The organism is Acinetobacter sp. SFD (genome assembly GCF_001647575.1).
In the GTDB taxonomy this organism is placed as follows: domain Bacteria; phylum Pseudomonadota; class Gammaproteobacteria; order Pseudomonadales; family Moraxellaceae; genus Acinetobacter; species Acinetobacter pecorum.
In genome coordinates this window covers 43,782-67,446 of record NZ_LSZJ01000013.1, presented here as the reverse complement: position 1 = coordinate 67,446, position 23,665 = coordinate 43,782, and the positions used below count along the sequence as shown (strand labels likewise).

At 41.5% G+C, this 23,665-nt stretch carries 25 protein-coding genes and 1 pseudogene; 10 read left to right on the top strand and 16 right to left on the bottom strand.

All coding sequences use genetic code 11. From position 1 onward, the window contains the following. Positions 1-131: 131 nt before the first annotated feature. The 3 genes from AY605_RS09880 to AY605_RS09875 all read left to right on the top strand — a co-directional run bounded on the left by AY605_RS09880 (position 132) and on the right by AY605_RS09875 (position 2,242). Complete coding sequence (locus AY605_RS09880; RefSeq protein WP_064096241.1) at positions 132-545, top strand: hypothetical protein; 414 nt, start codon at positions 132-134, stop codon at positions 543-545. A 278-nt stretch (positions 546-823) separates the two neighbouring features. Then, positions 824-949, top strand: coding sequence for a KGW motif small protein (locus tag AY605_RS15335; RefSeq protein WP_263600637.1), 126 nt, complete (start codon positions 824-826; stop codon positions 947-949). 90 nt (positions 950-1,039) lie between these two features. Then, positions 1,040-2,242, top strand: coding sequence for a toxic anion resistance protein (locus AY605_RS09875; protein WP_064096240.1), 1,203 nt, complete (start codon positions 1,040-1,042; stop codon positions 2,240-2,242). Positions 2,243-2,544: 302 nt separating this feature from the next. Here the strand turns inward: AY605_RS09875 and AY605_RS09865 are convergent, their stop codons facing one another. From AY605_RS09865 to AY605_RS09855, 3 genes are all read right to left on the bottom strand, one after another. Further along, positions 2,545-3,294 carry a hypothetical protein gene (locus tag AY605_RS09865; protein ID WP_155857668.1) on the bottom strand — a complete coding sequence of 250 codons (750 nt, stop codon included), beginning with the start codon at positions 3,292-3,294 and terminating at the stop codon, positions 2,545-2,547. A 54-nt stretch (positions 3,295-3,348) separates the two neighbouring features. Beyond that, positions 3,349-4,167, bottom strand: coding sequence for a hypothetical protein (locus AY605_RS09860; RefSeq protein WP_064096237.1), 819 nt, complete (start codon positions 4,165-4,167; stop codon positions 3,349-3,351). A gap of 108 nt (positions 4,168-4,275) precedes the next feature. Next, on the bottom strand, positions 4,276-6,018 hold the full coding sequence (locus AY605_RS09855) for an FAD-dependent oxidoreductase (RefSeq protein ID WP_064096236.1): 1,743 nt from the start codon (positions 6,016-6,018) through the stop codon (positions 4,276-4,278). A 162-nt stretch (positions 6,019-6,180) separates the two neighbouring features. Between AY605_RS09855 and AY605_RS09850 the strand changes: the two genes are divergently transcribed. The 3 genes from AY605_RS09850 to AY605_RS09840 all read left to right on the top strand — a co-directional run bounded on the left by AY605_RS09850 (position 6,181) and on the right by AY605_RS09840 (position 9,005). Further along, positions 6,181-7,062, top strand: coding sequence for a LysR substrate-binding domain-containing protein (locus AY605_RS09850; protein ID WP_064096235.1), 882 nt, complete (start codon positions 6,181-6,183; stop codon positions 7,060-7,062). A 17-nt stretch (positions 7,063-7,079) separates the two neighbouring features. Beyond that, complete coding sequence (locus AY605_RS09845) at positions 7,080-7,397, top strand: hypothetical protein (protein ID WP_064096234.1); 318 nt, start codon at positions 7,080-7,082, stop codon at positions 7,395-7,397. A gap of 138 nt (positions 7,398-7,535) precedes the next feature. Continuing rightward, positions 7,536-9,005: a carotenoid oxygenase family protein gene (locus tag AY605_RS09840; RefSeq protein WP_064096233.1), complete on the top strand. Its 1,470-nt coding sequence runs from the start codon at positions 7,536-7,538 to the stop codon at positions 9,003-9,005. 238 nt (positions 9,006-9,243) lie between these two features. Here AY605_RS09840 and AY605_RS09835 read toward each other — a convergent pair whose 3' ends face one another. Further along, positions 9,244-10,041 (bottom strand): nitroreductase family protein, encoded by a 798-nt coding sequence (locus tag AY605_RS09835; RefSeq protein ID WP_064096232.1) that lies wholly within the window; start codon positions 10,039-10,041, stop codon positions 9,244-9,246. A gap of 73 nt (positions 10,042-10,114) precedes the next feature. Then, on the bottom strand, positions 10,115-10,915 hold the full coding sequence (locus tag AY605_RS09830) for an enoyl-CoA hydratase-related protein (RefSeq protein ID WP_064096231.1): 801 nt from the start codon (positions 10,913-10,915) through the stop codon (positions 10,115-10,117). Between the two features lie 102 nt (positions 10,916-11,017). Here AY605_RS09830 and AY605_RS09825 point away from each other — a divergent pair, with 102 nt between their 5' ends. Further along, positions 11,018-11,587, top strand: coding sequence for a nicotinate-nicotinamide nucleotide adenylyltransferase (locus tag AY605_RS09825; RefSeq protein ID WP_064096230.1), 570 nt, complete (start codon positions 11,018-11,020; stop codon positions 11,585-11,587). Positions 11,588-11,589: 2 nt separating this feature from the next. Here AY605_RS09825 and AY605_RS09820 read toward each other — a convergent pair. Next, positions 11,590-12,497 (bottom strand): annotated as a pseudogene (locus tag AY605_RS09820) (LysR family transcriptional regulator ArgP). Positions 12,498-12,601: 104 nt separating this feature from the next. Here AY605_RS09820 and AY605_RS09815 point away from each other — a divergent pair. Together AY605_RS09815 and AY605_RS09810 are read left to right on the top strand one after the other, a co-directional pair. Next, positions 12,602-13,207 (top strand): LysE/ArgO family amino acid transporter, encoded by a 606-nt coding sequence (locus tag AY605_RS09815; protein ID WP_064096229.1) that lies wholly within the window; start codon positions 12,602-12,604, stop codon positions 13,205-13,207. A 359-nt stretch (positions 13,208-13,566) separates the two neighbouring features. After that, positions 13,567-14,130, top strand: coding sequence for a YceI family protein (locus AY605_RS09810; RefSeq protein WP_081406365.1), 564 nt, complete (start codon positions 13,567-13,569; stop codon positions 14,128-14,130). A 181-nt stretch (positions 14,131-14,311) separates the two neighbouring features. Here the strand turns inward: AY605_RS09810 and AY605_RS09805 are convergent, their stop codons facing one another. From AY605_RS09805 to dapD, 5 genes are all read right to left on the bottom strand, one after another. Beyond that, the gene (locus AY605_RS09805) at positions 14,312-14,770 is read right to left on the bottom strand and encodes a peroxiredoxin (protein ID WP_064096227.1); all 459 of its coding nucleotides are present in this window, start codon (positions 14,768-14,770) and stop codon (positions 14,312-14,314) included. 87 nt (positions 14,771-14,857) lie between these two features. Continuing rightward, on the bottom strand, positions 14,858-15,271 hold the full coding sequence (locus AY605_RS09800; RefSeq protein WP_064096226.1) for a hypothetical protein: 414 nt from the start codon (positions 15,269-15,271) through the stop codon (positions 14,858-14,860). Between the two features lie 16 nt (positions 15,272-15,287). Beyond that, complete coding sequence (queC, locus tag AY605_RS09795; protein ID WP_064096225.1) at positions 15,288-15,956, bottom strand: 7-cyano-7-deazaguanine synthase QueC; 669 nt, start codon at positions 15,954-15,956, stop codon at positions 15,288-15,290. A 34-nt stretch (positions 15,957-15,990) separates the two neighbouring features. Beyond that, the gene (gene queE / locus AY605_RS09790) at positions 15,991-16,701 is read right to left on the bottom strand and encodes a 7-carboxy-7-deazaguanine synthase QueE (RefSeq protein WP_064096224.1); all 711 of its coding nucleotides are present in this window, start codon (positions 16,699-16,701) and stop codon (positions 15,991-15,993) included. Between the two features lie 131 nt (positions 16,702-16,832). Next, positions 16,833-17,654, bottom strand: coding sequence for a 2,3,4,5-tetrahydropyridine-2,6-dicarboxylate N-succinyltransferase (gene dapD / locus AY605_RS09785; protein ID WP_064096223.1), 822 nt, complete (start codon positions 17,652-17,654; stop codon positions 16,833-16,835). A 320-nt stretch (positions 17,655-17,974) separates the two neighbouring features. Here dapD and carO point away from each other — a divergent pair, with 320 nt between their 5' ends. Then, complete coding sequence (gene carO / locus AY605_RS09780) at positions 17,975-18,706, top strand: ornithine uptake porin CarO type 6 (RefSeq protein ID WP_064096222.1); 732 nt, start codon at positions 17,975-17,977, stop codon at positions 18,704-18,706. Positions 18,707-19,172: 466 nt separating this feature from the next. Here the strand turns inward: carO and AY605_RS09775 are convergent, their stop codons facing one another. The 5 genes from AY605_RS09775 to AY605_RS09755 form a co-directional block, all read right to left on the bottom strand. Next, on the bottom strand, positions 19,173-20,096 hold the full coding sequence (locus tag AY605_RS09775; protein WP_064096221.1) for a CysB family HTH-type transcriptional regulator: 924 nt from the start codon (positions 20,094-20,096) through the stop codon (positions 19,173-19,175). 54 nt (positions 20,097-20,150) lie between these two features. Next, positions 20,151-21,212 carry a sulfate/molybdate ABC transporter ATP-binding protein gene (locus AY605_RS09770; RefSeq protein ID WP_064096220.1) on the bottom strand — a complete coding sequence of 354 codons (1,062 nt, stop codon included), beginning with the start codon at positions 21,210-21,212 and terminating at the stop codon, positions 20,151-20,153. An 11-nt stretch (positions 21,213-21,223) separates the two neighbouring features. After that, positions 21,224-22,117, bottom strand: a complete 894-nt coding sequence (gene cysW / locus AY605_RS09765; protein ID WP_064096219.1) for a sulfate ABC transporter permease subunit CysW — start codon at positions 22,115-22,117, stop codon at positions 21,224-21,226. Further along, positions 22,114-22,947 (bottom strand): sulfate ABC transporter permease subunit CysT, encoded by an 834-nt coding sequence (cysT, locus tag AY605_RS09760; protein ID WP_064096218.1) that lies wholly within the window; start codon positions 22,945-22,947, stop codon positions 22,114-22,116. The genes cysW and cysT overlap by 4 nt, the downstream gene beginning before the upstream one ends. Positions 22,948-23,032: 85 nt before the next feature. Next, on the bottom strand, positions 23,033-23,638 hold the full coding sequence (locus AY605_RS09755; protein ID WP_064096217.1) for an alpha/beta hydrolase: 606 nt from the start codon (positions 23,636-23,638) through the stop codon (positions 23,033-23,035). Positions 23,639-23,665 lie beyond the last annotated feature (27 nt).

Sequence of the window (23,665 nt, the reverse complement as noted above, 5' to 3'; positions counted from 1 at the left end):
TTCTACTGAATTTATATAGATAGGTTACAAATTAACCATAAGAATATCAAAAATCATAAATATAAAAAGGCATGAGAAGAGTAAGCTATTTGTTAAAACTCGAAAAATTAAAAACCCCGAGGGTCCACAAGATGAAAAGAATAAATCTGTTTTGTTTAACAGCGACTTGTGTATTTCTAGCTGCTTGTGCGATGACACCCGAGCAAAAAGCGGAGCGTGCACAAGAAAAAGCGAAAAAACGTTTAGCCTTACAAGTACAGATGGCTCAGCAATGTGATCCTGTAGCAGCTAAACTTATGTCTCAGCTACCTACCATTAGCCAGCTACCTCCAGCACAACGTACCCAATTTGACCAGCAATATGAGGCGCGTGTAAATAATCCAACTTTCCAGTCATGTTATAACATGGCGTTTAAGGCATATAACGAGCAGCAGCAACTGAATCTGGCAGAATTAGAATGGGATACTGATGCCGGCTGGTTTAATAATTCACCATTTAACTGTGAATTCCCGCGTCCAGAAGGACCATTTTGGCGGGCCTGCTAATACTTAACTTAGGTAAGATGATCTAGTAGAAATACTTATAACTGGATAATATAAAGATTTTTATTTAGACTAGCTTCATGAATTGCCACCTTTGGGTGGCTTTTGTTTTTTAAATATTTTGATTTTTTAATCTTACTTCTCCCGCTGATCTGGTTTGAATTTTGCTTTCATATGATAGATAAAGTGTTAAGGTATATTTTATGCACAACTTTATTGCACTATAAAAGAAAGATGGAATAGATCGATTCAGTATCAATTCTCAAGTATGAGGTGATGACATGATAAAGACATTTAGAATAATGGATAGGGCGACAATGCGTCAGAAAGGTTGGTGGTTGTTTGGCTTTGTTGTTAGCCTACAAATATTGTTTGTACTCGGCAGTTGTTTGATGCAGGGTTCTTGATATTTAGATGTAGAAAAAGCCACCGAGAGGTGGCTTTTTTATGATAAAAATATATTAGTAAAACAATAATGAAATTTAAAAGAGGGGAAAATGGTCAAAATTGAATTAACACCACCAGACGTCGTGCCATTGGTTGAATCAGAGCAGATCACGGATAGGGTAAAAATTAAACCAGAAGTGATCGAAAGCCTGGATCAGCAGGTGGATAACTTTCTCAAACATCTGATTGAGTTGCCAACACATGAATCCACTTTCCAGGATAAAGTGAATACTTTGCACAATCTGGGGCAAACCAGCGTTAAAAAGTCAGCACGTTTAAGCCATCGTTTATTGTCACGTTCATTGAATCAACTGGGAGAGGATGAGGAAAGCCAGCAGATCAGTAATAATCTGATTCATTTGAAGCAGACACTGGATTCTCTGAATCCAGCCAATAACCAGAAATTCTTTGCTGTACGCAAATTCTTACGTTTCCTGCCGATGGGCGATAAAGTAGAAGATTATTTTGATAAATATAAATCCTCCGAAGAGCATATCAATACGATTTTAAACAGTCTGGAAAATGGTAAGGATGAATTGCTGAAAGATAATATCGCGCTGGAACGTGATAAATATGCCATGTGGGAAACTATGCAGGAGCTTGAGCAATACAGTTATATTGGTCAGCAACTGAGCCACAAAATTGAATATATGATTGGCGAAGTACGCTTGCAGGATGAGCAGAAAGCTCGAGTAATGGAAGAAGAAGTCCTATTCTATCTCAAACAGAAAACCACAGATTTGATGACACAACAGGCAGTCAGTATTCAGGCATATATGTCACTGGATCTGATTCGTCGCAATAATCTTGAATTGATAAAAGGGGTAGATCGTGCATTGATGACGACTGTCTCTGCATTACAGACAGCGATGGTGGTGGCGCAGGCATTGACCAATCAGAAAATGGTGCTGAACCAGGTGAAAATGATTAACAGCACCACAGAAGACCTGATTGTTTCAACCAGCAAAATGCTGAATCAGCAGACGCGTGATATTCAGATACAGTCATCTAACAGTGTGATTAATGTTGAAAAGCTGCAAACTGCTTTTGAACAGATTTTTGAAACGATTGATCTGGTCAATGATTTTAAAGTGAAGTCTTTGCCAAATTTACAAAAGAGCATGAATCATCTGGCGACACAGTTGCATCGTGCCCAGTACTACACCGATCAGGTACGCAATCAGGAAGTAGAACAGCAGTTACAGCTAGGTGAACGGAAAATGTCAGATAAAGGTGTGGTTGAACTGGAATAGAAAAATTATTCCTAATGGACTTTAGTCTGAAAAAAATGGTGAATGTTGTAGTTTGTGTTTTAGGAATTGATCGTGGTTAATCAGTTCGTTCAAATCATTAGGGTAAGTAGATTCTGCAATATTCTTCATTTCTTTAAGGATAATTTCCATTTGTTGCTCAATCAGTTCATGGGGAGTCTGGTTCGAGTCTGCTATATTACGGTGATGTAGAGGCCTAAAAGAGTATTTTATATAAATCATTGCTTACGTTAATTCTAAGGAATCATAAATATGAAAATATCTAAGATGAAACAGGCATCAACTTAATTGATATAGAACTTATGTCCTTTATAGGTTCCCTGAGCGCTGGTCAATGGATGCCCGAACCATTGTTCAATACTATGCGAGGGAATACGTGATTGCTCATATTCATCAAAATATTTCAAAGGGCTTGGCATACAGCGACTACAGTTAAGGCTTTCATAAAAACTTCCAAAAATTTTTGTTTTGCTCGCAGATACATTTAGAGAAAGATCAGAACTCTCATAACCAGACATATAAACCATCTTGACCTGCTCGACATTACCTTTGAGTACCCACTTCACCGATTCATAAGAGGTGAGAATTAAAGAAACCGGTTGCTGACTATTGATCTGTACAATCACATCCTGATTTTCAGGATCTTTTAAAATACGATAGGCATAGTCCCAGCAATCCTCAACTGCAGATTGTTGTCTGGCTACTTGTTGTGTTTGCTGTTCAGAACATTCCTTATGACGTTTCCGTTTTTCATCCTCAGTATATTCACTGGCATTGGATTCATGGACACCAATGTAATGCAATTTAGAGCCTTGAATGATTTTCTGAAAGTTAGAGCTTGGTGCTTTTACTTCTGCCTGTGCTGTAGTTTTGATCGAAGGCATATCTGCTGAGTTTGTAGTATTAAAAGGTGCTTCTGACCGTGCATTTATCTGAGCTGTACCAGCATCATGCTGTATGGATCTTTCCTGCACTACCATATTTCTCTGATGATGCTCAATTCTGGAATCCTGAATGACCAATAAAGCAACCAAAATTATCCAGAATGTATGTATAAGCTTGATATTTTTTAACATAGGCAGGGTGTATTACTTTAATGAAAGATCACTAGAAGAAGTCTTGATCTGAAAAAAATGAGGTGGATTCAGCTTTTGCTGTAGAAATTCACCATGCTGAATCAGGGCTTCGACATCATCATGAAATACATGTTCAGTGATTTTCAGTACTTCATCATGGATTAAATTCAGTTGTTTCAGTAATAATTCATTGGGACTGAGTTCATCAGCCATTTTTCGGTCATGGAAAATCACAGGAAGTTCCTGGTAATGCTCGATCAGGGGTGAAATATAATTATTGATAATTCGTTGGATATTTAAAATTTCGGTCTGGGTATTCTGATTATTACTGCGTCTGATTTTTTGCGTGATAATGACCAAAAGTGCATGAATATTTTGAAATTTGTGATTAGCTTCAGTAGGTATTAGATTAATAACTTGTTGATGTAATAATGAAAAATGTTGTAATAGCTGTTGTTCGGATGTACGTTTCATCTGAGCAGTGGGTGATGGCATCGAAGCTGAGTCTATATTTGTTTGATCTAATGGTTCTATATCTTTGACGATGATGGGCTGAGGTTGGGGACGGGCTGAAAGTTGCTGAATAACATGTAAACTCCAATAGACTGCAAGTCCAAAGAAATAGCCATAAACAGAAGCCTTAAACCAGCCATGCGTAGAGATATTGAGCAAGGCCAAAATACATACGATGATTGCCCCATAACATCCATACAGATGTTGAGTTGAATTCCAGTAAAAAGGCTTTGTATCAGATTCTTTTGTCATTTCAATATTATTGTAATATTTAAATATTATGAATTTGAGTGTAATCAAAATGATGATTTTTTGCATCAATTTGCTAGAAGATAAATCTTGATTTGCTTATGAAACTTCAAGGATTCTTTTTAAGGGTTAGGTAGTTATTAAAAAGACCATCTTTCGATGGTCTTTTTTATCAAATTAAACAGTTAATTGAACCTGCTTTAATGCCGCTTTCAACGTATTTTCATAATCAAAAATTGCATTGGTACTGTCCTGATAACGCCATGCCACATAACCATCTGGACGAACCAGAATTACGCCAGATTCATGAATTTCAGACTTGGCATTCCAGGTGCCATACACATCACGATAGTTACGTGAACCAATCTGAATCACATCCAGATATGGCAGTTTCAATGCTTCAGCCGCCTGTTTCCAACCTTTGCCAGATAAACCTGTCAGCAGAGTAAAACGACCTTTACCAGTAATATCTAGCGTGGACTGTTTTTGACCATTGGCATTGATCAGCCAGGTATGCGGCACTTTGGCACCCGGGCGCGTTGTTGCTTGCAGATAAAGCTGCTGATCACGCTTAAATCTTTCAGGCTCAGATTCGTTCATGATTGCATTAGAAGTATAGCGTTGGTTCAGCTCTACACCTTGGGCATTAAATTCGAAGTTTTTAATTTCCAAAGCTTCAAACAGTTTTTTGCGGATTTCAGCACCTTGCTCATCTTCCGCAAAGATACGTTCCAGCATTTGTTTTTGTGTAGTCACACCATTGTCAAAACCAAAGACTTCTTTCAGGTATTTATAATCAAAACGTGACTGGTTCGCACGCGCCACGATCTGCTTACCCACCGGTGCACGTTCAGCCGTATAGGAATCCAGCAGGGAAGGCGCAGCCCAGCCTTTCACAGCATATGCCAGTTTCCAGCCCAGATTAAAGGCATCCTGCATACAGGTATTTGAGCCTAATCCGCTTGAAGGTGGATGACGGTGCACTGCATCACCTCCGCAGAACACGCGGCCTTTAGAATATTCAGTTGCCCAGGTCTGGTTCACATACCAGTACGATAGTTTTTGAATCTCGACTTCTTCAACTTCGGCACCGACAAAGGCATTCAGGCGGGCACGTACCTGTTCTTCAGTCACTTGTGGCTCGCCTTTGGAAATGTCAAAGCCCCAACCCATAATCCATTCATTCCATGGCGTAATAGCACGTAACAATCCCATACCGAGGTCGCCAAAGCTGGCTTCAGGATTGACAATCCATTGTAGAATCGCAGGGCGGTGTTGCACGTATCGAGTAAGATCAGCTTTAAAGGTTACATACACTGTACCGGCTCGTGCCATTATACCTTCTAGGGGTAAATCAAGCTGTTCCAGCACACGGGATTTTGCCCCATCCATTCCCACCAGATATTTCGCTCTCAAGCTAAATTCAGTATTGGTAATCCGGTTGAGGAAAGTGGCTGTCACGCCATCTTCGTCCTGAACATGCGACAGATATTCAGTATTAAAATTATAAATCGCACCACGCTCGGCAGCATTCTTAACCAGCAAGGCTTCCATTTTGGGCTGGATCAAATCAACTAGAGGACATGGGCTACCTTTGATATAATCGCCATGACGTTCATCGCCCGTACCCCAAGCACTTAAACGGGCAATTTCTTCACCGACCAGACTGGTGGTAATCAGGCTTTCACCCATCTGCTCCCAAGGCGTAGCGATTTCTTTAACCTGTTCTTCAACACCTAAATCACGTAATACCTCCATGGCACGCTGATTGGTAATATGTGCACGTGGGCTGTTGGCCAGCCAGCTAAACTGGGTAAATAGCTGTACTTTGATGCCATAATTGGCCAAGGCCAGACCTAATGTTGAACCTGCAGGCCCGGTACCGATCACTAAAACATCGGTGTCATATTGCTGTGCCATTACATACTCCATGAATGTCGCTATTACATGAACAATCTATATTAGCTGAGGAGTCTAGGCAAAATTCAGCGCAGGCTATAGAGCTATTCATATAAACTATCTGCCTATAGATATTTTCACTGCATATACGAATATGACGTGTTGTTTTGGATAGAGCAAGATATGGAACTTCGACATTTACGCTATTTTATCACTGTGGCGCAGCAACAAAGTTTTACCAAGGCTGCCGAAAAACTGTTTACCGCCCAGCCGTCATTAAGCCAGCAAATTAAGGATCTGGAGCAGGAAGTAGGCGTCATGCTGTTTGATCGTTCATCCAGAAAAGTCAAACTCACCGATGAAGGGCAGGCTTTTCAGATCTATGCCGAAAAAGCACTGGAAAATGCCAAACTGGCAGTGGCAGCAGCACGCCAGGTCGCACAGCAGAAAAATAATCAGATTCATATTGGTTTTCTGAATGTGGCAGAAATCAAAGTCATGCCTCAGATATTGGCGCAGCTTAAAAAAAACATGCCGGACTTGAAAATCCATCTGCATAGCCTGACCTGTATGGAACAGATTCAGCGGCTAAAAAATGCTGAACTGGATTTATGTATTACCCGCTTTCATCTGGACCATCCAGATTTTGAGAATATTCATTTATTAACCGAGCAAATTTATCTGATAGCCGCTCAGCACTTACATTCTACAGATCGAATCCTGAAATTACAGGAACTAAAAAACCATAATATAATTATGTGCGAGCAAAATGCTTCACCCGTATTTTATGAAAAGCTGGATAAACTACTCTGCATTGATCAGCTTGAGCATGAACAGGTTTTATGGGTGACTAATGTGTTGCAACATATCAATCTGACCAATATGGGGATGGGCTTTAGTTTTGCACCTGAATATTTACTTCGTTTTATGAATGACCATGTAAAAGTGATCCAGACTGACCAGGTGCTACCAAAACTGGATTTATATGCAACATTTAACAAGAACTCTCAAAATTCTGCATTGAAGATGATTGCCCAAGCCCTTAACAATATGAGTAATATCTGAATTTCAGGAAAGAATACATGTTAAAGCTGATTTATTACGTACCAGACGAAAACCTGGAAGATACCAAGAATGCGATATTTGCAGCAGGAGGCGGCGGCATTGGGGAATATACAAATTGTGCCTGGCAGGTTTTAGGAAGCGGACAGTTTAAGCCGCAGAAAGGTGCAGATCCTCATATTGGTGAAGTCGGCCAACTGGAACAGGTAGAAGAATGGCGGGTAGAAATTCTGGTGCCGGATGAAAAGGCGGTCGAAGTGGCCAAAGCACTGAAAGACAGCCATCCTTACGAAGAGCCGGCCTTTGAATTTATTCAGCTTCTGGATATCAAAGTCTAAAGTTACATTATTGCTGCTTTATCGGCGTGTTCGACTTGACGCGCCGTTAGTCCAGATTCAAAAAATGGCCAAACTGCTTTTGTTATTATCATTTCTGCCAGAATAATCCATAGAAAAAATACAATAAGGAAAATAATAATGTCATGGCTTAAACCGCTGAGCAGCGTCTGGAAAAATACGCTCAGTAAATCCATTCAATACGGTACAGAAATCCTGCATAGCCGTATTCCGTATTCGCCGGACAATCCCTATCTGGAAGGTATATTTGCACCCGAGCGGCAGGAACATTTTTCTACAACTTTAAAAGTTGAAGGGCAGATTCCTGCAGAACTGGATGGCGCACTGATGCGGATTGGTCCGAATCCTATTAACGTCAAAAACCCACGCAACTATCACTGGTTTACGGGCGATGGCATGTTGCATGCGCTCAGACTGAAGGGTGGTGAGGCACACTGGTATAAAAGCAGTTATATCGGTTCCGCCAGTGTGCAGGAAAAACTTCACCGGCCACAGATTCCCGGCAAAACCCGGAGTGTCGCAGATGCTGTCAACACCAATGTCATCAGCTTCGCCGGGAAAATCTGGGCACTGGTTGAAGCAGGAGCATACCCAGTTGAATTGAATGCTGCACTGGAATCAAGACGGCATCATTTATTTGAAGATGATCAGGATATGCCATTTACTGCCCATCCGCATATTGATCCTGAAACCGGCGATATTCATGCGGTTTGTTATGATGCTTTAAGTCAGAATAAAGCTTTTTATCTGCAGATAGATTCAAAAGGTAAATTGAAACATCAGGTCGAGATTCCAGTGAAACATGGCCCGATGATTCATGATTGTGCCATTACCAAATCTCAGGTGCTGATTCTGGACCTGAATGTAAATTTCTCGGTTCGCAGTGCTTTAAAAGGTTCAATGCTGCCATATCAATGGAATCCAAAACGGCAGGCGCGTATTGGCATATTGCCATTTGGTGGTCAGGTGGCCGACATCTGCTGGTATAAGATTGATCCCTGTTTTATTTTCCATACCGTAAACGCTTATGAACTGGATTCCGGTAATGTAGTGATGGATGCAGTAGTGCATTCCAAAGCTTTGGTTAGTTCGATTCAGGGACCGATGGAACATCAGGATATACGCCTGGAGCGTTTTATATTTGAGCATGGCACGGGAAAAGTGTTTCGGACAGTATTATCCGGGACGAAACAGGAGTTTCCACGGATCAATGACGCTTATACGGGGCGGAAGCATCAGTATATTTATAGTATTTCCTTTGGCGAGTTTGATGATCCTTATCATGTCAGCAGTAATATGCTCTTGGGGCATGATCTGGAAACTGGCCATTCAGAAAGCTATTCCTTTGGTGAGAACTGGGTGACAGGTGAAGTGATATTTGTCGCGCGGGGAGGTGCTCAAGCCGAAAATGATGGCTGGCTCATGTCTTATATCCATGCTCTAGATGGAAATCCATCCAGAGTGGTGATTCTAGATGCACAGCAGATGACGGCAGGACCGATTGCAACGATTCATTTACCGGTTCGGGTACCTGTCGGATTTCATTGTAACTGGATTGATTATCGGAAACTAAGAATTAACTATTCTTAGGTTTGAGCTTAAAAACTTGAAACTTTGTCTTGGTGATTAAAAGGCATTAACTTAGAAAGCTCGAATAAGATTCATATCTGATGGTAGGCGGATATTACTTTGAGGAATGAGAAATATATTCGCTAAGGCAATCAAAATCTGTTGTTAGGCAGAAGACTCGTCCCTGAATCTCAGCCTAACATTGACATCTATACCGCTAATCATAGAGCAGATGAAAGATTTAAATTTGAGATACTGCTTAAATCTTCTGAATAAACAGTTCACGATCAAAACGATACTGCGGGAAGAATACGCCATCTTTGGCACGTTCACCTGCACCAATCACCATGACCGGATACTGTTCGCCATTTAATTCAAGAATTTCACGAACCATCGGCTCATCAAAACCTTCCATCATACAGCTATCAAAACCGTAAGCACGTAAAGCCAAGACCAGATTTTCACAAGCCAGTGCCGTAGTTTTGGTTGCCCACAGTTTTGCATCAGCCGGACTGAAAGCAGAGACTGGCATTTGCTTGTCCAGTGTACGTGCAACTTTGAAAGCGACTTTCTTAAAGTTGCCGAAGGCATTCAGATAGCCCGTTTTATAGTTGTATGGAATATATTTATAGTATTTTCTAATCGCTGGTGGTGCTTCTGGGAATGGAAATTCATTCACATTACGCTTTGCCATTTCATCAATACGGTCGGTACGTGCCACGCAAACAATCAGCTCGGAAGCAGTTTTTGCTGCCAGTTGACCCATGCAGGCTTTAACCAGACGTTTTTTCCTGCCCGGATTTTGTACCACATAAAAAGTCCAGGGCTGCAGATTGGACGAGTTCGGTGCCAATAGTGCCAGATCCAGACAGGCATCCAGAACCTCATCAGGAATTGGTTTCTTGGTAAATTTACGTACTGAACGGCGGCTTTCAATGACTTTGCGAAAATTTTCTACATCTATATCCTGAGGAGCTGGTTCGTAATAGCGTTTTTTGTCAGGATTGACGCTATCAGACGTTTGATGAGATTTATCATTCAAATTTTCAGTAGACATATTCTTTATTCTGGCAAGTAAAGGTATCAAGAAGGCAGTTTAAACTACCTCATTGACATCCTGAGTTTGAAAATTAGTTGAATTGTGTGAAATCAGGTTTCCGTTTTTGCATAAAAGCCTGAACTGCTTCCATCATTTCGGCTGAACCAACACGGTTCATAAAGATTTCTGCCTCATGATCAATCCATTCAACAATTTCATCCAGATTATGTTTCATCAAAGCTTTGCTCTGCTTCAGAGAGGCCAATGGTAAAGCTGCCAGAGTTTGTGCCTGTTTTTGTGCAGTAGCATAGGCATCTTCTTCGATACTGTTCACCAGACCTGCGCTCAGTGCTTTTTCACTATTGAATTTTTGTGCAGTCAGCAATAATTCAGCTGCTTTATGATAGCCTGCTTGTTGAATCAGTAATTTGCTTGACGCGCCTTCAGGCGATAGACCCAGACTGACAAAGGGAATCTGGAACAGGGCTGTATGGTCACTATAAACCAGATCACAATGCAGTAAGATCGTCACCCCAATCCCGATCGCAACTCCACGCACAGCAGCAATTAAAGGCTTGGAAAATTTTGCGGCAGCTTTTAATAAAACAAATGGAGGGCCATCCTGCGGACGAATCTGGTCCTTATTGGCTGCAGATTTCATGAAATCCTGCATATCATTGCCTGCACTAAAGTCAGCGTCCTGACCGCGTAAAACAACTACACGCACTTCAGGTGCCTGATCAGCTTCATCCAGGGCTTTCGCAATCCATAAATAAAGCTCGCTATATAAGGCATTTTTAGCTTCCGGGCGATTGATGGCCAAAGTGAGTACACCATGTTCTAAATTCGCATTCAAATGCTCATGAGGTTGTTGAATACAGCTCAGTGTCATCGTACTATCCTTGCTTTAAACTTGATTTGATTTTATGGGAATTATTATGTCGCATATTTATTGGAGCGGCACAACTCATGAGTCATAAAAAACTGATCCCTTATGAACTATACATTTGATTATCTGGTTTTCATTGGCCGCTTTCAGCCTTTTCATCTGGCGCACATGCAAACCATTAAGATCGCCTTGCAGCACAGTCAGAATGTGATTTTGGCTCTTGGTTCTGCACAAAATGAACGTAATATCAAGAATCCATTTTTGGCTTCGGAGCGTGAAGCCATGATCCTGTCAAATTTTAGTGCTGAAGATCAGGCGCGCATCAAATTTGTAGAAGTCATAGATGTTTATAATGATGAAAAATGGCAAAAACTGGTGAAATCGCTGGTGAATCAGGTCATTGAACCGGATGCCAAAGTCGGGCTGATTGGGCATTTTAAAGATGATTCTTCCTATTATTTAAAATTTTTCCCTGAATGGGAAATGGTCGAACTTGACAGTCTTGAAGGAGCCCTATCTGCCACGCCGATGCGTGAAGCTTATTATCGTGGCGAAATTCAACGGGATAAATTCCCACAAGGCACGATTGAATTTTTAGAGCGCTTCCAGCATACAGCGACCTATCAACAGCTCAGTGAAAAATTCGCCCGGAATGATAAAACCAATCTGGTTTAAAACTACAAGTTTAGTACCGGTTGATTCATGGCAGCTTGAGCATGCTGCCTTAAACATTCACCTAAAATCTCCAGGGCAGGAGACTGTTCTTTCCAGTGATGCCAATACAGGGGGACTTCAATACGTAATTCCCTTGAAAGCTCAAGCAGTTGACCTGATGCCAGCAAATCTCGAGCCTGATAGTCCGGTAACCAGCCATAGCCCAGTCCCATCACAATTGCATCAAAAAATGCATGGGTCGATGGGATGAAAAAGTGAGGGTATTGAGCAGGATTCAGGCCAAATTCTTGCTGGATAAACTGGGTATGCAGCTGGTCTTTTTCATTAAAAAGAATAGCAGGAGCAAGACGTAGCGCATTCCGATGTACGCCTTGATGAAACCAGTTTCGGGAAAAGTCAGGGGTGGCAACGAGACGGTATTGCATCTGTCCGATCAATTCGGCCCGGCAACCTTTCATTGCCTTGGTCTCTGTACTCAAACAGGCATTGACGAGACCTGCTTCTAACAGATGATGAGTCTGTGATTGGTCATCCACCTGAAAATGCAACACAATTTTATGCCGGATCAGCTGGTCTTGTAAGGTCGGTAACAGCCAGGTCGCGAGCGAATCAGCATTGGTGGCAATATTCAGACAATAGAAACCCTCTTGTTGCAGCTGTCCCCCCAGATCCTGCATCAGATTATGTTCTAGCAAGCGTTGATGCTGTAAATAATGCAATAAAGTTTGCCCGGATTGAGTCACGCGGCAAGGCCGATCTCTGACCAACAGCAGATGTCCCAATTGTTTTTCCAGACTTTGAACACGAAGAGTAACTGCTGAGGCAGTAATATTTAACTGCTCCGCTGCAAGATCAAAACTTCCGGTTTTGCAACTGCATAAAAAGCATCACATTTTTTTGCATTTAGCATATTTCTTATCTAAAAAATATTTAGTTAATCTGATATTAACTTAGTTTTAATTAATCTTGCCGATTTTATTGAATAATGCCTTTCTTTAAAAAAAGGGGAAGATGATGTTCAGTTATATGGTGAGTGGCTTTGCTGTAGGAATGAGCCTGATTGTGAGTATTGGTGCACAAAATGCCTTTGTTCTAAAACAAGGTTTAAAACAGCAGCATGTGTTCTGGGTCTGTGTAATTTGTGCTTTATCTGATTCTATTTTAATTTTGCTGGGGGTATTTGGATTCGCGCGTGTCATCGAGCATTACCCGCATATTGTTATGTTTTCTAAATATATTGGTGCAGGATTTCTGTTTTATTATGGTTTGCAACATGCGATTAGTGCATTTAAATCGACAGAGATATTGGCATTGAGTGATCAGGCAACAGAGCATTTTGTACAGGTGCTGATGATCTGTTTGGCTTTTACCTGGCTGAATCCGCATGTTTATTTAGACACCGTAATCCTGATCGGATCTATTTCAACCCAATACAGTCTGGGGAAAGGATGGTTTACGCTAGGCGCAGTCTTTGCTTCTTGGTTTTTCTTTTTTTGTTTGGGATATGGCGCCAAAATATTGACGCCGTGGTTTCAACATGCAAAAGCATGGAAAATTCTGGACGCTATTATTGCCTGTACCATGTGGGCGATCGCATTGTCATTAATAGTCAGCATTTGATTTACTTATAATCTTGAGAGACTGTTTCAGAATGAAGCCAGCGTATTATTTAAGATATTTATCAATGATTTTTAATATTTTATTCAGCTTGAAACAGCAAATTCTCTGTTCTATAAAAAGTGGCGAGAACCGAAAGTTGTAAGATCAAAACAGTTCTCTGTTGGACAGACATGATTCCTGAAGAAAGAAATCAGGACGATTATTCTGTCCATTAGTCATGAATGATTTTACAAAAACTTCAAAAAACTGATATAAAAATAACGAAACCATGTGGGAACACACAACAAGAAAATTTAATTTCAGATTAAGCCGTTGACTTAAATCCGATTAATAAGAAATTAAACAAGGTGGATTTAAAATTGAAAACAATAATAAAAACCGGGCTTCTTAGCTTGGCGATCTGTCTAGCTTTAATCAGTCAGTCTTTTGCCAGATCATGGACCCTAACCCCCAAAAGCGATGTAGGGTTTGAGATCAAATCCATGGGACTTACTATGGTTAAAGCCAAGTTTAATCAGGTTCAATCCACGATGCAGTTTGATGCCAATGCACCGCAAAACGCCTCAACCCATCTGGTCATGGATGTAGAAAGTTTAAGTTTTAGTAAACCTGTATTTAAAAATATGATTTTGGGCGAAGACCTGTTTTATGTAGCAAAATACAAGACTGTAATTTTTAAAAGTATTCAGTTTAAAGACCTAGGCAATGGAAAATACAAGGTATTAGGACATTTAACCTTGCGTGGTGTAACAAAGCCCGTAATTTTTGAGACAACTTTTAAGCCCAGTATGTCGGATGCCAATCTGTTGGATGTTCAGGCATCTGCCGTGATTAATCGCAGTGATTTTGGTATGAAAAAGGGAATTGCAGGTATAGGGGACAAAGTGAATCTTCATCTTTCAGGTCAATGTGAAGTCAATTAAGAAAGTATTCACTTATATGTCATCATGTCTAATGGTCCTGCATCCTAAAATTTTTAGAATACTGCGTGCTTAATTTTCAGATTTAAATCTTTATCAGGTAAATATAAAATATATGCTGCTATAAAAAACCATTAAAAAAGCTCGAATATTCGAGCTTTTATGCCTAGGTCTTAGCAGGTAATCAGGCTGCTTGTAAGGCTTTCAAGTCTTCCAGAACTTGTTCTGTATGGCCAGCTGCCTTGACCTTACGGTATTCTTTGACCAGTTGGCCGTTATGGAAAATAAAAGTTGAACGCTCAACTCCCATCACCTGTTTACCATACATATTCTTTTCTTTGATTACATCAAAGTGATGACACAACACTTCTTCTTTATCACTGATCAGGTTAATGCTGAGATTTTGCTTTTCAGTAAAATTCTGATGGGCTTTCACCGAATCACGGGATACCCCGAGAACTGTAGTATTTAAAGCCTCGAACTGCTCTTTTAAACAGGAAAAGCCAACTGCCTGAGTGGTGCAGCCCGGCGTAGAATCTTTAGGATAAAAGTAGATGACTAGCCATTCTGTATCTAGCTTGGTTAAATTGATCTCGCCTGTGGTCGCAGGAAAATTCTGATCAATTAAACTAATTTCAGACATAAAAACTCCTGTTTTATTTAAATTTTTTCAAAAAAATAAGCCACATTATAGTGGCTTATTTCATTAAAGAATAAGAAAAATTGGATCTTATTTCTTTGGTGCCGCTTGAGCTGATTTCATTGCTTCTTCAGTCAAAGTTTTCAGTTTACCGGTTAACTGTGGACCAAAACACGCTTGAAGATCTTTATTCTGCTTTTGTACAAAAGCTAAACTACCTGGGCTTTTTTTCTGGTTAATGGTACTTTGAATTTCCCATTTTTGTGCATTGGTTAATTTACCATCTGCTTCAACCGCACAAGTACAATATTTACTGACTTCAGCAGAAGTTAATTTCTTGCTTTTGCCAGTTTCATCTTTACAAACATTGATCAATGCAGCTTTCACATTGGTGCTTTTATAAGCTTGTTGTAATTTGTCATCAGCTGCTTGAGCTGTAGTGGTGAACATCGCAGCAGCTGAAACAATTGCTGAAAGTACAATGCCTGATTTTAAATTCTTCATAAACTCTACCTTGTTATTACGGTATATAACGTGTCGGGTCTTCAACACCTGCGTCCGCAAAACCCTGTTTACGTAAACGACAACTGTCACATTTACCACAGGCACGTCCTTGGTCATCTGCTTGATAGCATGACACCGTTTGACTGTAGTCTACGCCATGTTCCATACCTAAGCGAATAATATTTGCTTTGGATAAATGTAACAAAGGTGTTTCAAATTTGAGAGCTTGGCCTTCTACACCAACCTTGGTTGCAAGACGGGCCATGTTGGCAAATGCCTCGATAAATTCCGGACGGCAATCCGGATAACCGGAGTAATCGACCGCATTAATTCCGATCACAATTGCTTCAGCTTTGAAGACTTCTGCCGCAGCTAGAGCATAAGACAAGAAGATGGTATTACGTGCAGGAACGTAAGTAATCGGAATGCCGGCCTGTTCGTGATCAGGTACCTCAATACTATGATCGGTAAGGGCTGAGCCACCCAGATTACCCAGATCAATATTGATCACTCGATGTTCTACACCCGCACATTCAGTTAACGCTTTTGCTGCATCCAGCTCGGTGGTTGAACGTTGACCATAGCGAAAACTGAGTGCGATACATTCATAGCGTGCCTGTGCCCAAGCCAGACATGTGGTTGAGTCTAAACCGCCAGATAACAGGACAATGGCACGAGGGCGCATAAGCTGATTCTCCAAAAAAATACTTTACAAAAAATTAACGACCAGTTTCATCATTCCATAACAACTTGTGCAGTTGTAACTGGAAACGAACAGGGAGATGGTCTTCTAAAATCCATTGAGCTAAGTCGCGTGCCAATTGTGGTAAACGAACTGCACCTTTTTCTACCGCAAATGCAGGCGAAAACCAAACTGTACTGACTTTCTGTTGAAGTTGATACTGTTCAAGCTGCTGCTTTGACCATTCATAATCTTCACGATTGCAAATGACAAATTTGATTTGATCATGTGCAGTTAAATGATCGAGATTAGCAAGCAAATTTCGTGCAACTTCACCTGAAGTGGGTGTTTTTAAGTCGAGGACTTTGGAAACACGTGAATCCACCTTGGACACATCTAAAGCCCCACTGGTTTCAAGTGAAACCTGACATCCTAAATCTGCCAGTCGCTGCATCAGGGGCAGGGCATTGGGCTGTGCCAGAGGTTCGCCACCGGTCACACAGACGTAAGGCGTTTTAAAATCAAGCGTAGTCTGGATAATATCTTCCAGAGACTGACGCTCGCCACCTTCAAAGGAATAGGTGGTGTCACAGTAGCTACAACGTAGCGGACAACCGGTTAAACGGATAAATACCGTTGGCAGTCCTGCGGCATTGGCTTCACCTTGTAATGAATAGAAAATCTCCGTAATGCGTAAACCCGCAGACGGATCAGAAACTGGGATTGCAGAAGATCGAAGCGTATTCATAACAAAATTAACCAATGAAAAATAAATAACCGGGTATAAAAATAAAAATCCCTACGATTATTACTAATCGTAGAGACGAGGAGCGGTTGAAGCTCCGAGGAACACAAATGTGTCCTCTAAGTTAAGACATCTTAGTCTTCGCGTAATAGATCGTTCAAGCTTGTTTTAGAACGAGTTTGTGCATCAACTTTTTTCACGATAATGGCAGCATACAGGCTGTAAGTACCACATTTAGATGGAAGGCTACCCGCAACAACAACCGAACCTGCTGGTACGCGACCATAATGGATTTCGCCAGTTGCGCGGTCATAAATCTTGGTCGACTGGCCAATGAATACACCCATTGAAATCACAGAGCCTTCTTCTACGATTACACCTTCCACGATTTCTGAACGTGCACCGATAAAGCAGTTATCTTCAATAATGGTTGGATTTGCTTGAAGTGGCTCAAGAACACCACCAATGCCCACACCACCTGACAAGTGTACATTTTTACCAATTTGCGCACATGAACCGACAGTTGCCCAGGTATCTACCATTGTGCCTTCATCAACATAAGCACCGATGTTGACATAAGAAGGCATCAAGATCACACCTTTAGCCTGGAAAGAACCCTTACGTGCTACCGCAGGCGGTACAACACGTACACCCGCTGCCTTGAATTGTTCTTCAGACCAGCCTGAGAATTTAGTATCTACTTTGTCATAGAAACGAAGATCACAAGCTTCCATTGGTTTGTTGTCGTTTAATTTAAATGATAACAATACTGCTTTTTTAATCCATTGATGAACAACCCATTCACCATCGATTTTTTCAGCAACACGTAAAGTACCATTGTCTAGACCAGCAATTACTTCCTCAACTGCTTGACGAATTTCAGCAGAGCAATCTGCAGCTGTAAAATTTGCACGGTCTTCAAACGCCTGTTCAATGATTGTTGAAAGCTGCGACATGATCTTCCTTCCAGAAAAAAATTTTCTAGATTTTACACTATATTGCAGGAAAAATAGTTGAAAGCACCAAAAATAGGTGAAAAATAACCAAAACTATAGAAGAGGTAAAATTATTAAAGTGATAATTATTATTTTCCATAAAATTAAAGTGTAGGAGAAGTGTTAGAAAATGCTTGCTTCTAAACAAGAAAAATTAATTTGTATCAAAAAATAACAAAAGATTAGCAAAATGTGAATAAAAAATATTTTTTAAGTCCTTTATATTGAGCCTATCACGAATAACTAATGATCAAAAATAAGTTCTTTTGAGGAGAGGAATAATGAAACCTTTGAATAATATTTTAGCAGTATCTATTTTAGCTATAGCCGCTAGTTCTGCTATGGCCGCAGATGAAATTATCGTAACAGATGAGGGCGTTACTGAATTCTCTTTCTTTAAACCAGCTTCTGTTCGTGCTGAAGTAGGTACTACCGGTTACGGTGGTGCAATTTCCTGGAGTGCTAACCCATATGTAGGCGTCACTTTAGGTTATAACGGTGGTGATATTTCCTGGTCTGATGATTTATCTATCAATGGAACAAAGTATGATTTGGATCTGGATAACAACCTGACTTACTTGAATGCTGAAATTCGTCCTTGGGCGAACTGGTTCTATATGGCAGCAGGGGTAGCATATACTGATAATGATTATGGTTTAACTCGCAGTATTGGTGGAGGTAACACTTTAAGTATTGATAACAATGATTATCAGCTTGCTCCAGGTGCTACTGAAGGTCGTGTGGATGGTAAACTATCATATAAAAACAGTATTGCACCTTACGTAGGCATTGGTTTTTCACCAGCCATTACCAACCGTTGGGGTATATTTGGTGAAGTTGGTGCCTATTACAATGGTAACCCAGAAGTTAATTTAACAGCTACTGGTCTTGCGCCTGTAACAGGTTCCCCTAGTGTAGCGGAAGCAATTCAGAACGAAGAACGCAAAATTCGCGAAGATAACAAGTATGAATGGTTCCCGGTAGCGAAACTCGGTGTAAGCTTCCGCTTCTAAGATTTGACCTTAAAAAAAACGAGCTTCGGCTCGTTTTTTTATGCATTTTTAAAAGTATTTTTAAAATCTTAAACTGGTTTTAAGTCTAGGACCCTCTCATAAAAAGCTATGTATAAATCTATAAGCCGTGTAATAGGCCTATGTGGTATAAACGCAAACTTTAAAATTTTTATTAGATTGACCTGTTACTACATCCTAAGTTGCTTGCATCTGTTAGAGAGGTACTACTCTAATATTTGAACTGGTATCTGGAGTGAATGTTGCCCTCGGAGTTCCCGTTCCAGAATTTTATAACAAAGGTTTGATCGAATTGTTATACCTGACAGCTGATTTCAGGTTCAACCCAAGTAAAGAGAACTTCAGCTGTAATGAATTTTTCAAAATTAATATTTTCAATGCTTGTCTATATAAAAATAAAAAAAGAGGCCACTTAGCCTCTTTGATCAAAAACTGAAAATCATGCAGTTTATTCGTCTGGATAAGCCACTTTTTTCAGTGCTTTAATATCCGCATCTGGCGAGCAGAGTGAAATAAACTCGTAGCCATAACCACGCAGTAAGTGACCTTTACGTACTGCAATCCAGGTGGTATTTACTCCGAAAACATCGGTTTTAATCTGTTTTAAACGGTAATCACGCTCAGGGTCATAAGCCACATCGTTAACGATGCCGACGCCCATATTCATTTCTACATAGGTCTTGATCACATCAGCATCAAGAGCAGACATCACAATATCTACATCAAAACCGGCCTCTTCAAAAGCGGTGTCAATCTTGGAGCGACCGGTAAAACCACCATGGTAGGTAATGATCGGATAATTTGCCAAGTCTTCGATAGTGACTTTTTCTTTCTGGGTCAGAGGATGATTCTGTGGGGTAATAATACTGTGCTGCCAGTTATAGTAAGGCACACTGGCCAGATTATCTTCAGTGGTGAGTGCTTCAGTTGCAATACCGATATCCGCCTGACCTTGCAGCAGCATTTCCGTGATTTCAACCGGGCTTGCCTGTTGTAAAATCAGGTGAACTTTGGGGAATTCTTTTTTAAACTGACTGACAATCGGCGGCAGCACATAACGTGCCTGCGTATGCGTGGTCGCTATGGTCAAGGTGCCTTCATCGACTTTGTTAAAATCATCAGCCAGACGTTTGATATTGTCAGCATCAACCAGCATGCGTTCCACAATCCCTAAAAGTGCCTGACCTGGCTCAGTTAAGCCTAACAAACGTTTACCCTTACGGATAAAGAGCTGCACCCCGAGTTCATCTTCCAGATCTTTAATGTGCTTACTTACCCCAGACTGTGAGGTATAAAGTGCAGCTGAAGCTTCAGTTAAGTTAAAGTTCTGTCTAACTGTTTCTCGTATAATTCTTAATTGTTGAAAATTCATGATTTTCTTTACCCTTTAAGAGGATGGGGTATTTTAAAACCCCATCTTTTGATCTTAAGCGACCTGGTTTTCAAATAGATGCAAGTTAACTGCACTTAACCACACGGTTTGATTTGGGCGGAATTGATGTGCTCTCGCTTCATCAGGTGTGAGTAAAATTTCAATCAGGTTGCCTTGTCGATCATTCAGTTCTGCAACCACTTTGCCAGCAATCCACAATTCACGAATAAAGGTGGCCTGAATTGCATTGTCATGTGGCTGCGCATGAATGCGTAAGTCATCTGGACGTGCGAATAAAATAACTTCGCCTTGAGCAGCATTTTTTGCACCCTCAAACTGGATGCGGTCTTCACCGAGCTGGAGGAGGCCACCATGATTCTGACCTTCAAAACGATTTGCCTGACCCAAAAAGTCAAATACAAATGGCGTTTTCGGTGTTTCATAGACTTCACGTGGTGAACCGATTTGCTCCACATCACCTTTGTTCATCACTACGATCTGATCCGCAACTTCAAGTGCTTCTTCCTGATCATGAGTTACAAAGATCGATGTAATATGCAGTTCATCATGCAGGGTACGTAACCAGCGACGTAGCTCTTTACGGACTTTGGCATCCAGTGCACCAAAAGGTTCATCCAGTAATAATACACGTGGTTCAACTGCCAGAGCACGTGCCAGTGCAATACGTTGACGCTGCCCCCCAGAAAGCTGGGCTGGATAACGATCAGCCAGGAAACCAAGCTGAACCAAGTCAAGTAAACGCGTCACACGTTTTTTAATTTCAGCTTCTGATGGACGGGTTTTACGTGGGCGCACACGCAGGCCAAAGGCAATATTGTCAAATACCGTCATATGGCGGAACAGGGCATAGTGCTGGAATACAAAGCCGACTTCACGCTCCCGTACATGCACATTGGTAGCATCTTCGCCCTCAAGAATGACCTGACCGCCATCTGCCGATTCCAGACCAGCAATAATACGTAGCAGGGTGGTTTTACCACAGCCTGATGGACCCAGTAGAGCCACTAACTGACCATCCGGGAAATCTAGTGAAATGTTTTTCAGTGCATGGAATGCACCAAAGTGTTTTTCAATATTTTTAACTTGAATACTCATGTGGGCATTCCTTAAGAAACTGTTAAATCATCATTACGTTTGTCTTGTTTTTCCTGGCGCAGTTCTACCCAGGTTTTTAGAACCAAGGTCACAATTGCGAGGAGAGCCAGAAGTGAAGACACGGCAAACGCAGCACTGAAAGTATATTCGTTATAGAGAATCTCGACGTGAAGCGGCAAGGTATTGGTTTCGCCGCGGATATGACCAGAAACCACCGATACTGCACCAAACTCGCCCATGGCACGTGCATTACATAGAATTACACCGTAGATCAGGCCCCACTTGATGTTTGGCAGGGTCACTTTCCAGAAAGTCTGCCAGCCAGAAGCACCGAGTACAATTGCCGCTTCTTCTTCTTCAGTACCTTGTGCTTCCATTAACGGAATCAGCTCACGGGCAACAAAAGGTACGGTAATGAAGACGGTTGCCAGAACAATCGCAGGCACCGCGTACAGGATCTTGATGTCATTGTCCATCAGCCAGGAACCCATCCAGCCTTGGGTACCAAAAATCAGTACCAGCATTAACCCGGCAATTACGGGTGAAACCGAGAAAGGCATATCGATCAGGGTGGTGAGGAATGACTTGCCACGGAAATTAAACTTGGCCACTGACCATGCAGCAGCAACACCAAATATGACATTGAGTGGTACTGCGATTGCAGCAGTCAACAGGGTGAGTTTCACTGCCGACAAGGTATCCGGATGTACCAGAGCCTGGGTATAAACACCTATTCCCTGTTTGAAAGCTTCTACAAAAACCAGAATCAGCGGCAGAATCAGACAGCTCAAAAAGAAAAGCAGTGCAATGGTAATCAGGGTATAACGTACCCAGGTTGGCTCGCGGGTTGCATCACGGGATTGCAGCTTTTCAGCCAGCGCATTGCTGTTGGTATTTAAACTCATCGTGCAGTTCTCCCGGTACGGCGGCTTGCCCAGGCTTGCAGTAAGTTAATCAGGAACAGCAAGACAAAAGAAATCAGCAACATCACTACTGCAATGGTGGTTGCACCTGCATAGTCATATTCTTCCAGGCGAGAAATAATCATTAAGGGGGCAATTTCTGTTTCAAAAGGCTGGTTACCAGCAATAAATATCACGGAGCCATATTCACCAACACCACGGGCGAAGGCCAAAGCGAAGCCAGTGATCAGCGCAGGCAGAAGGATTGGAAAAATCACTTTGGTGATAATCTGAAAACGGTTGGCACCCAGTGCAGAAGCCGCTTCTTCCAGTTCAGTTTCCAGATCACTCAGTACCGGTTGGACGGTACGCACTACAAAAGGCAGACCAATAAAGATCAGCGCTAATGTAATACCAATCGGGGTATAGGCGACTTTGATACCGATCGGTTCTAGATATTGACCAATCCAGCCGGTCGGTGCATATAAAGAGGTCAGGGCAATACCCGCAACCGCGGTGGGTAAGGCAAATGGCAAATCTACCAAAGCATCGACAAGACGCTTGCCCGGAAAGCTGTAACGTACCAGACACCAGGCCAGTAACAGGCCAAATACTACATTTACCAGTGCGGCAAAAATCGCTGCGCTGAAACTGAGTTGCAGTGATTTTTGGATACGTTCAGAGCTCAGGATCTCCCATAAGCCTTCCCAGCCAATGCCTAGTGATTTAATAAAAACAGCAGACAGGGGGATCAGAACGATTAATGACAAATACGCTAGGGTAAAGCCTAGAGAAAGACCAAATCCTGGCAGCACTCGGGATCGCTGCGACATGATTACTCCTCAAAAGAGAGAATGCTCGTTAAAAATAACCAGCGAAATTAGAAAATAAATTTGGCACAAGCATAGTTTGCAGCAACTAAAATGCAAATTTAAAATAATACTTGCTATCATCAACTTTACTGATATAAGGCATAGCGTTTTCTGAAATCAAATATTGTTTAATTTCGGGAAAAGGACCGAAGCCTGAAGCGACATTGACATGACCGACTGCCCCCAGATTGACCGGTTTGATTTTCCAGGCCTGGGCCAGTAAGTGCGCATCTTCAAAGCTTAACCATGGATCATTTTCACTGATCAATAATTTGGTAGGTACTTGAAGTTTGAGCTGTTGAAAATAGGCGCTGTAGTCTGTTTGACTATCACGCGCAAAACCATTTTCCCCAAATCGTGCCGGATTAGCTGGAGCTACCAATAGCAGATTTTTTACTTTTGCATTGAGTTCCGGATGTTGGGCAAGGGCAGCTACACTGGTCAGACAGCCAAAGCTGTGTGCCACAATCTGTACGTCTTCTGGAATAGCTTGCAGGATATTGACAAATTCAATGATCCATTTCTGCAAAACCGGATGATTCCAATCCTTTTGTTGCACACGAGAGCATCGAGTTAGCCGTTGTTGTAACCATGTTTGCCAGTGATTGTATTCGCTACCACCGACACCTGGAACAATAAGCGTATGGGTCATATCAATGCTCCTCAGAGACCAGCTGTG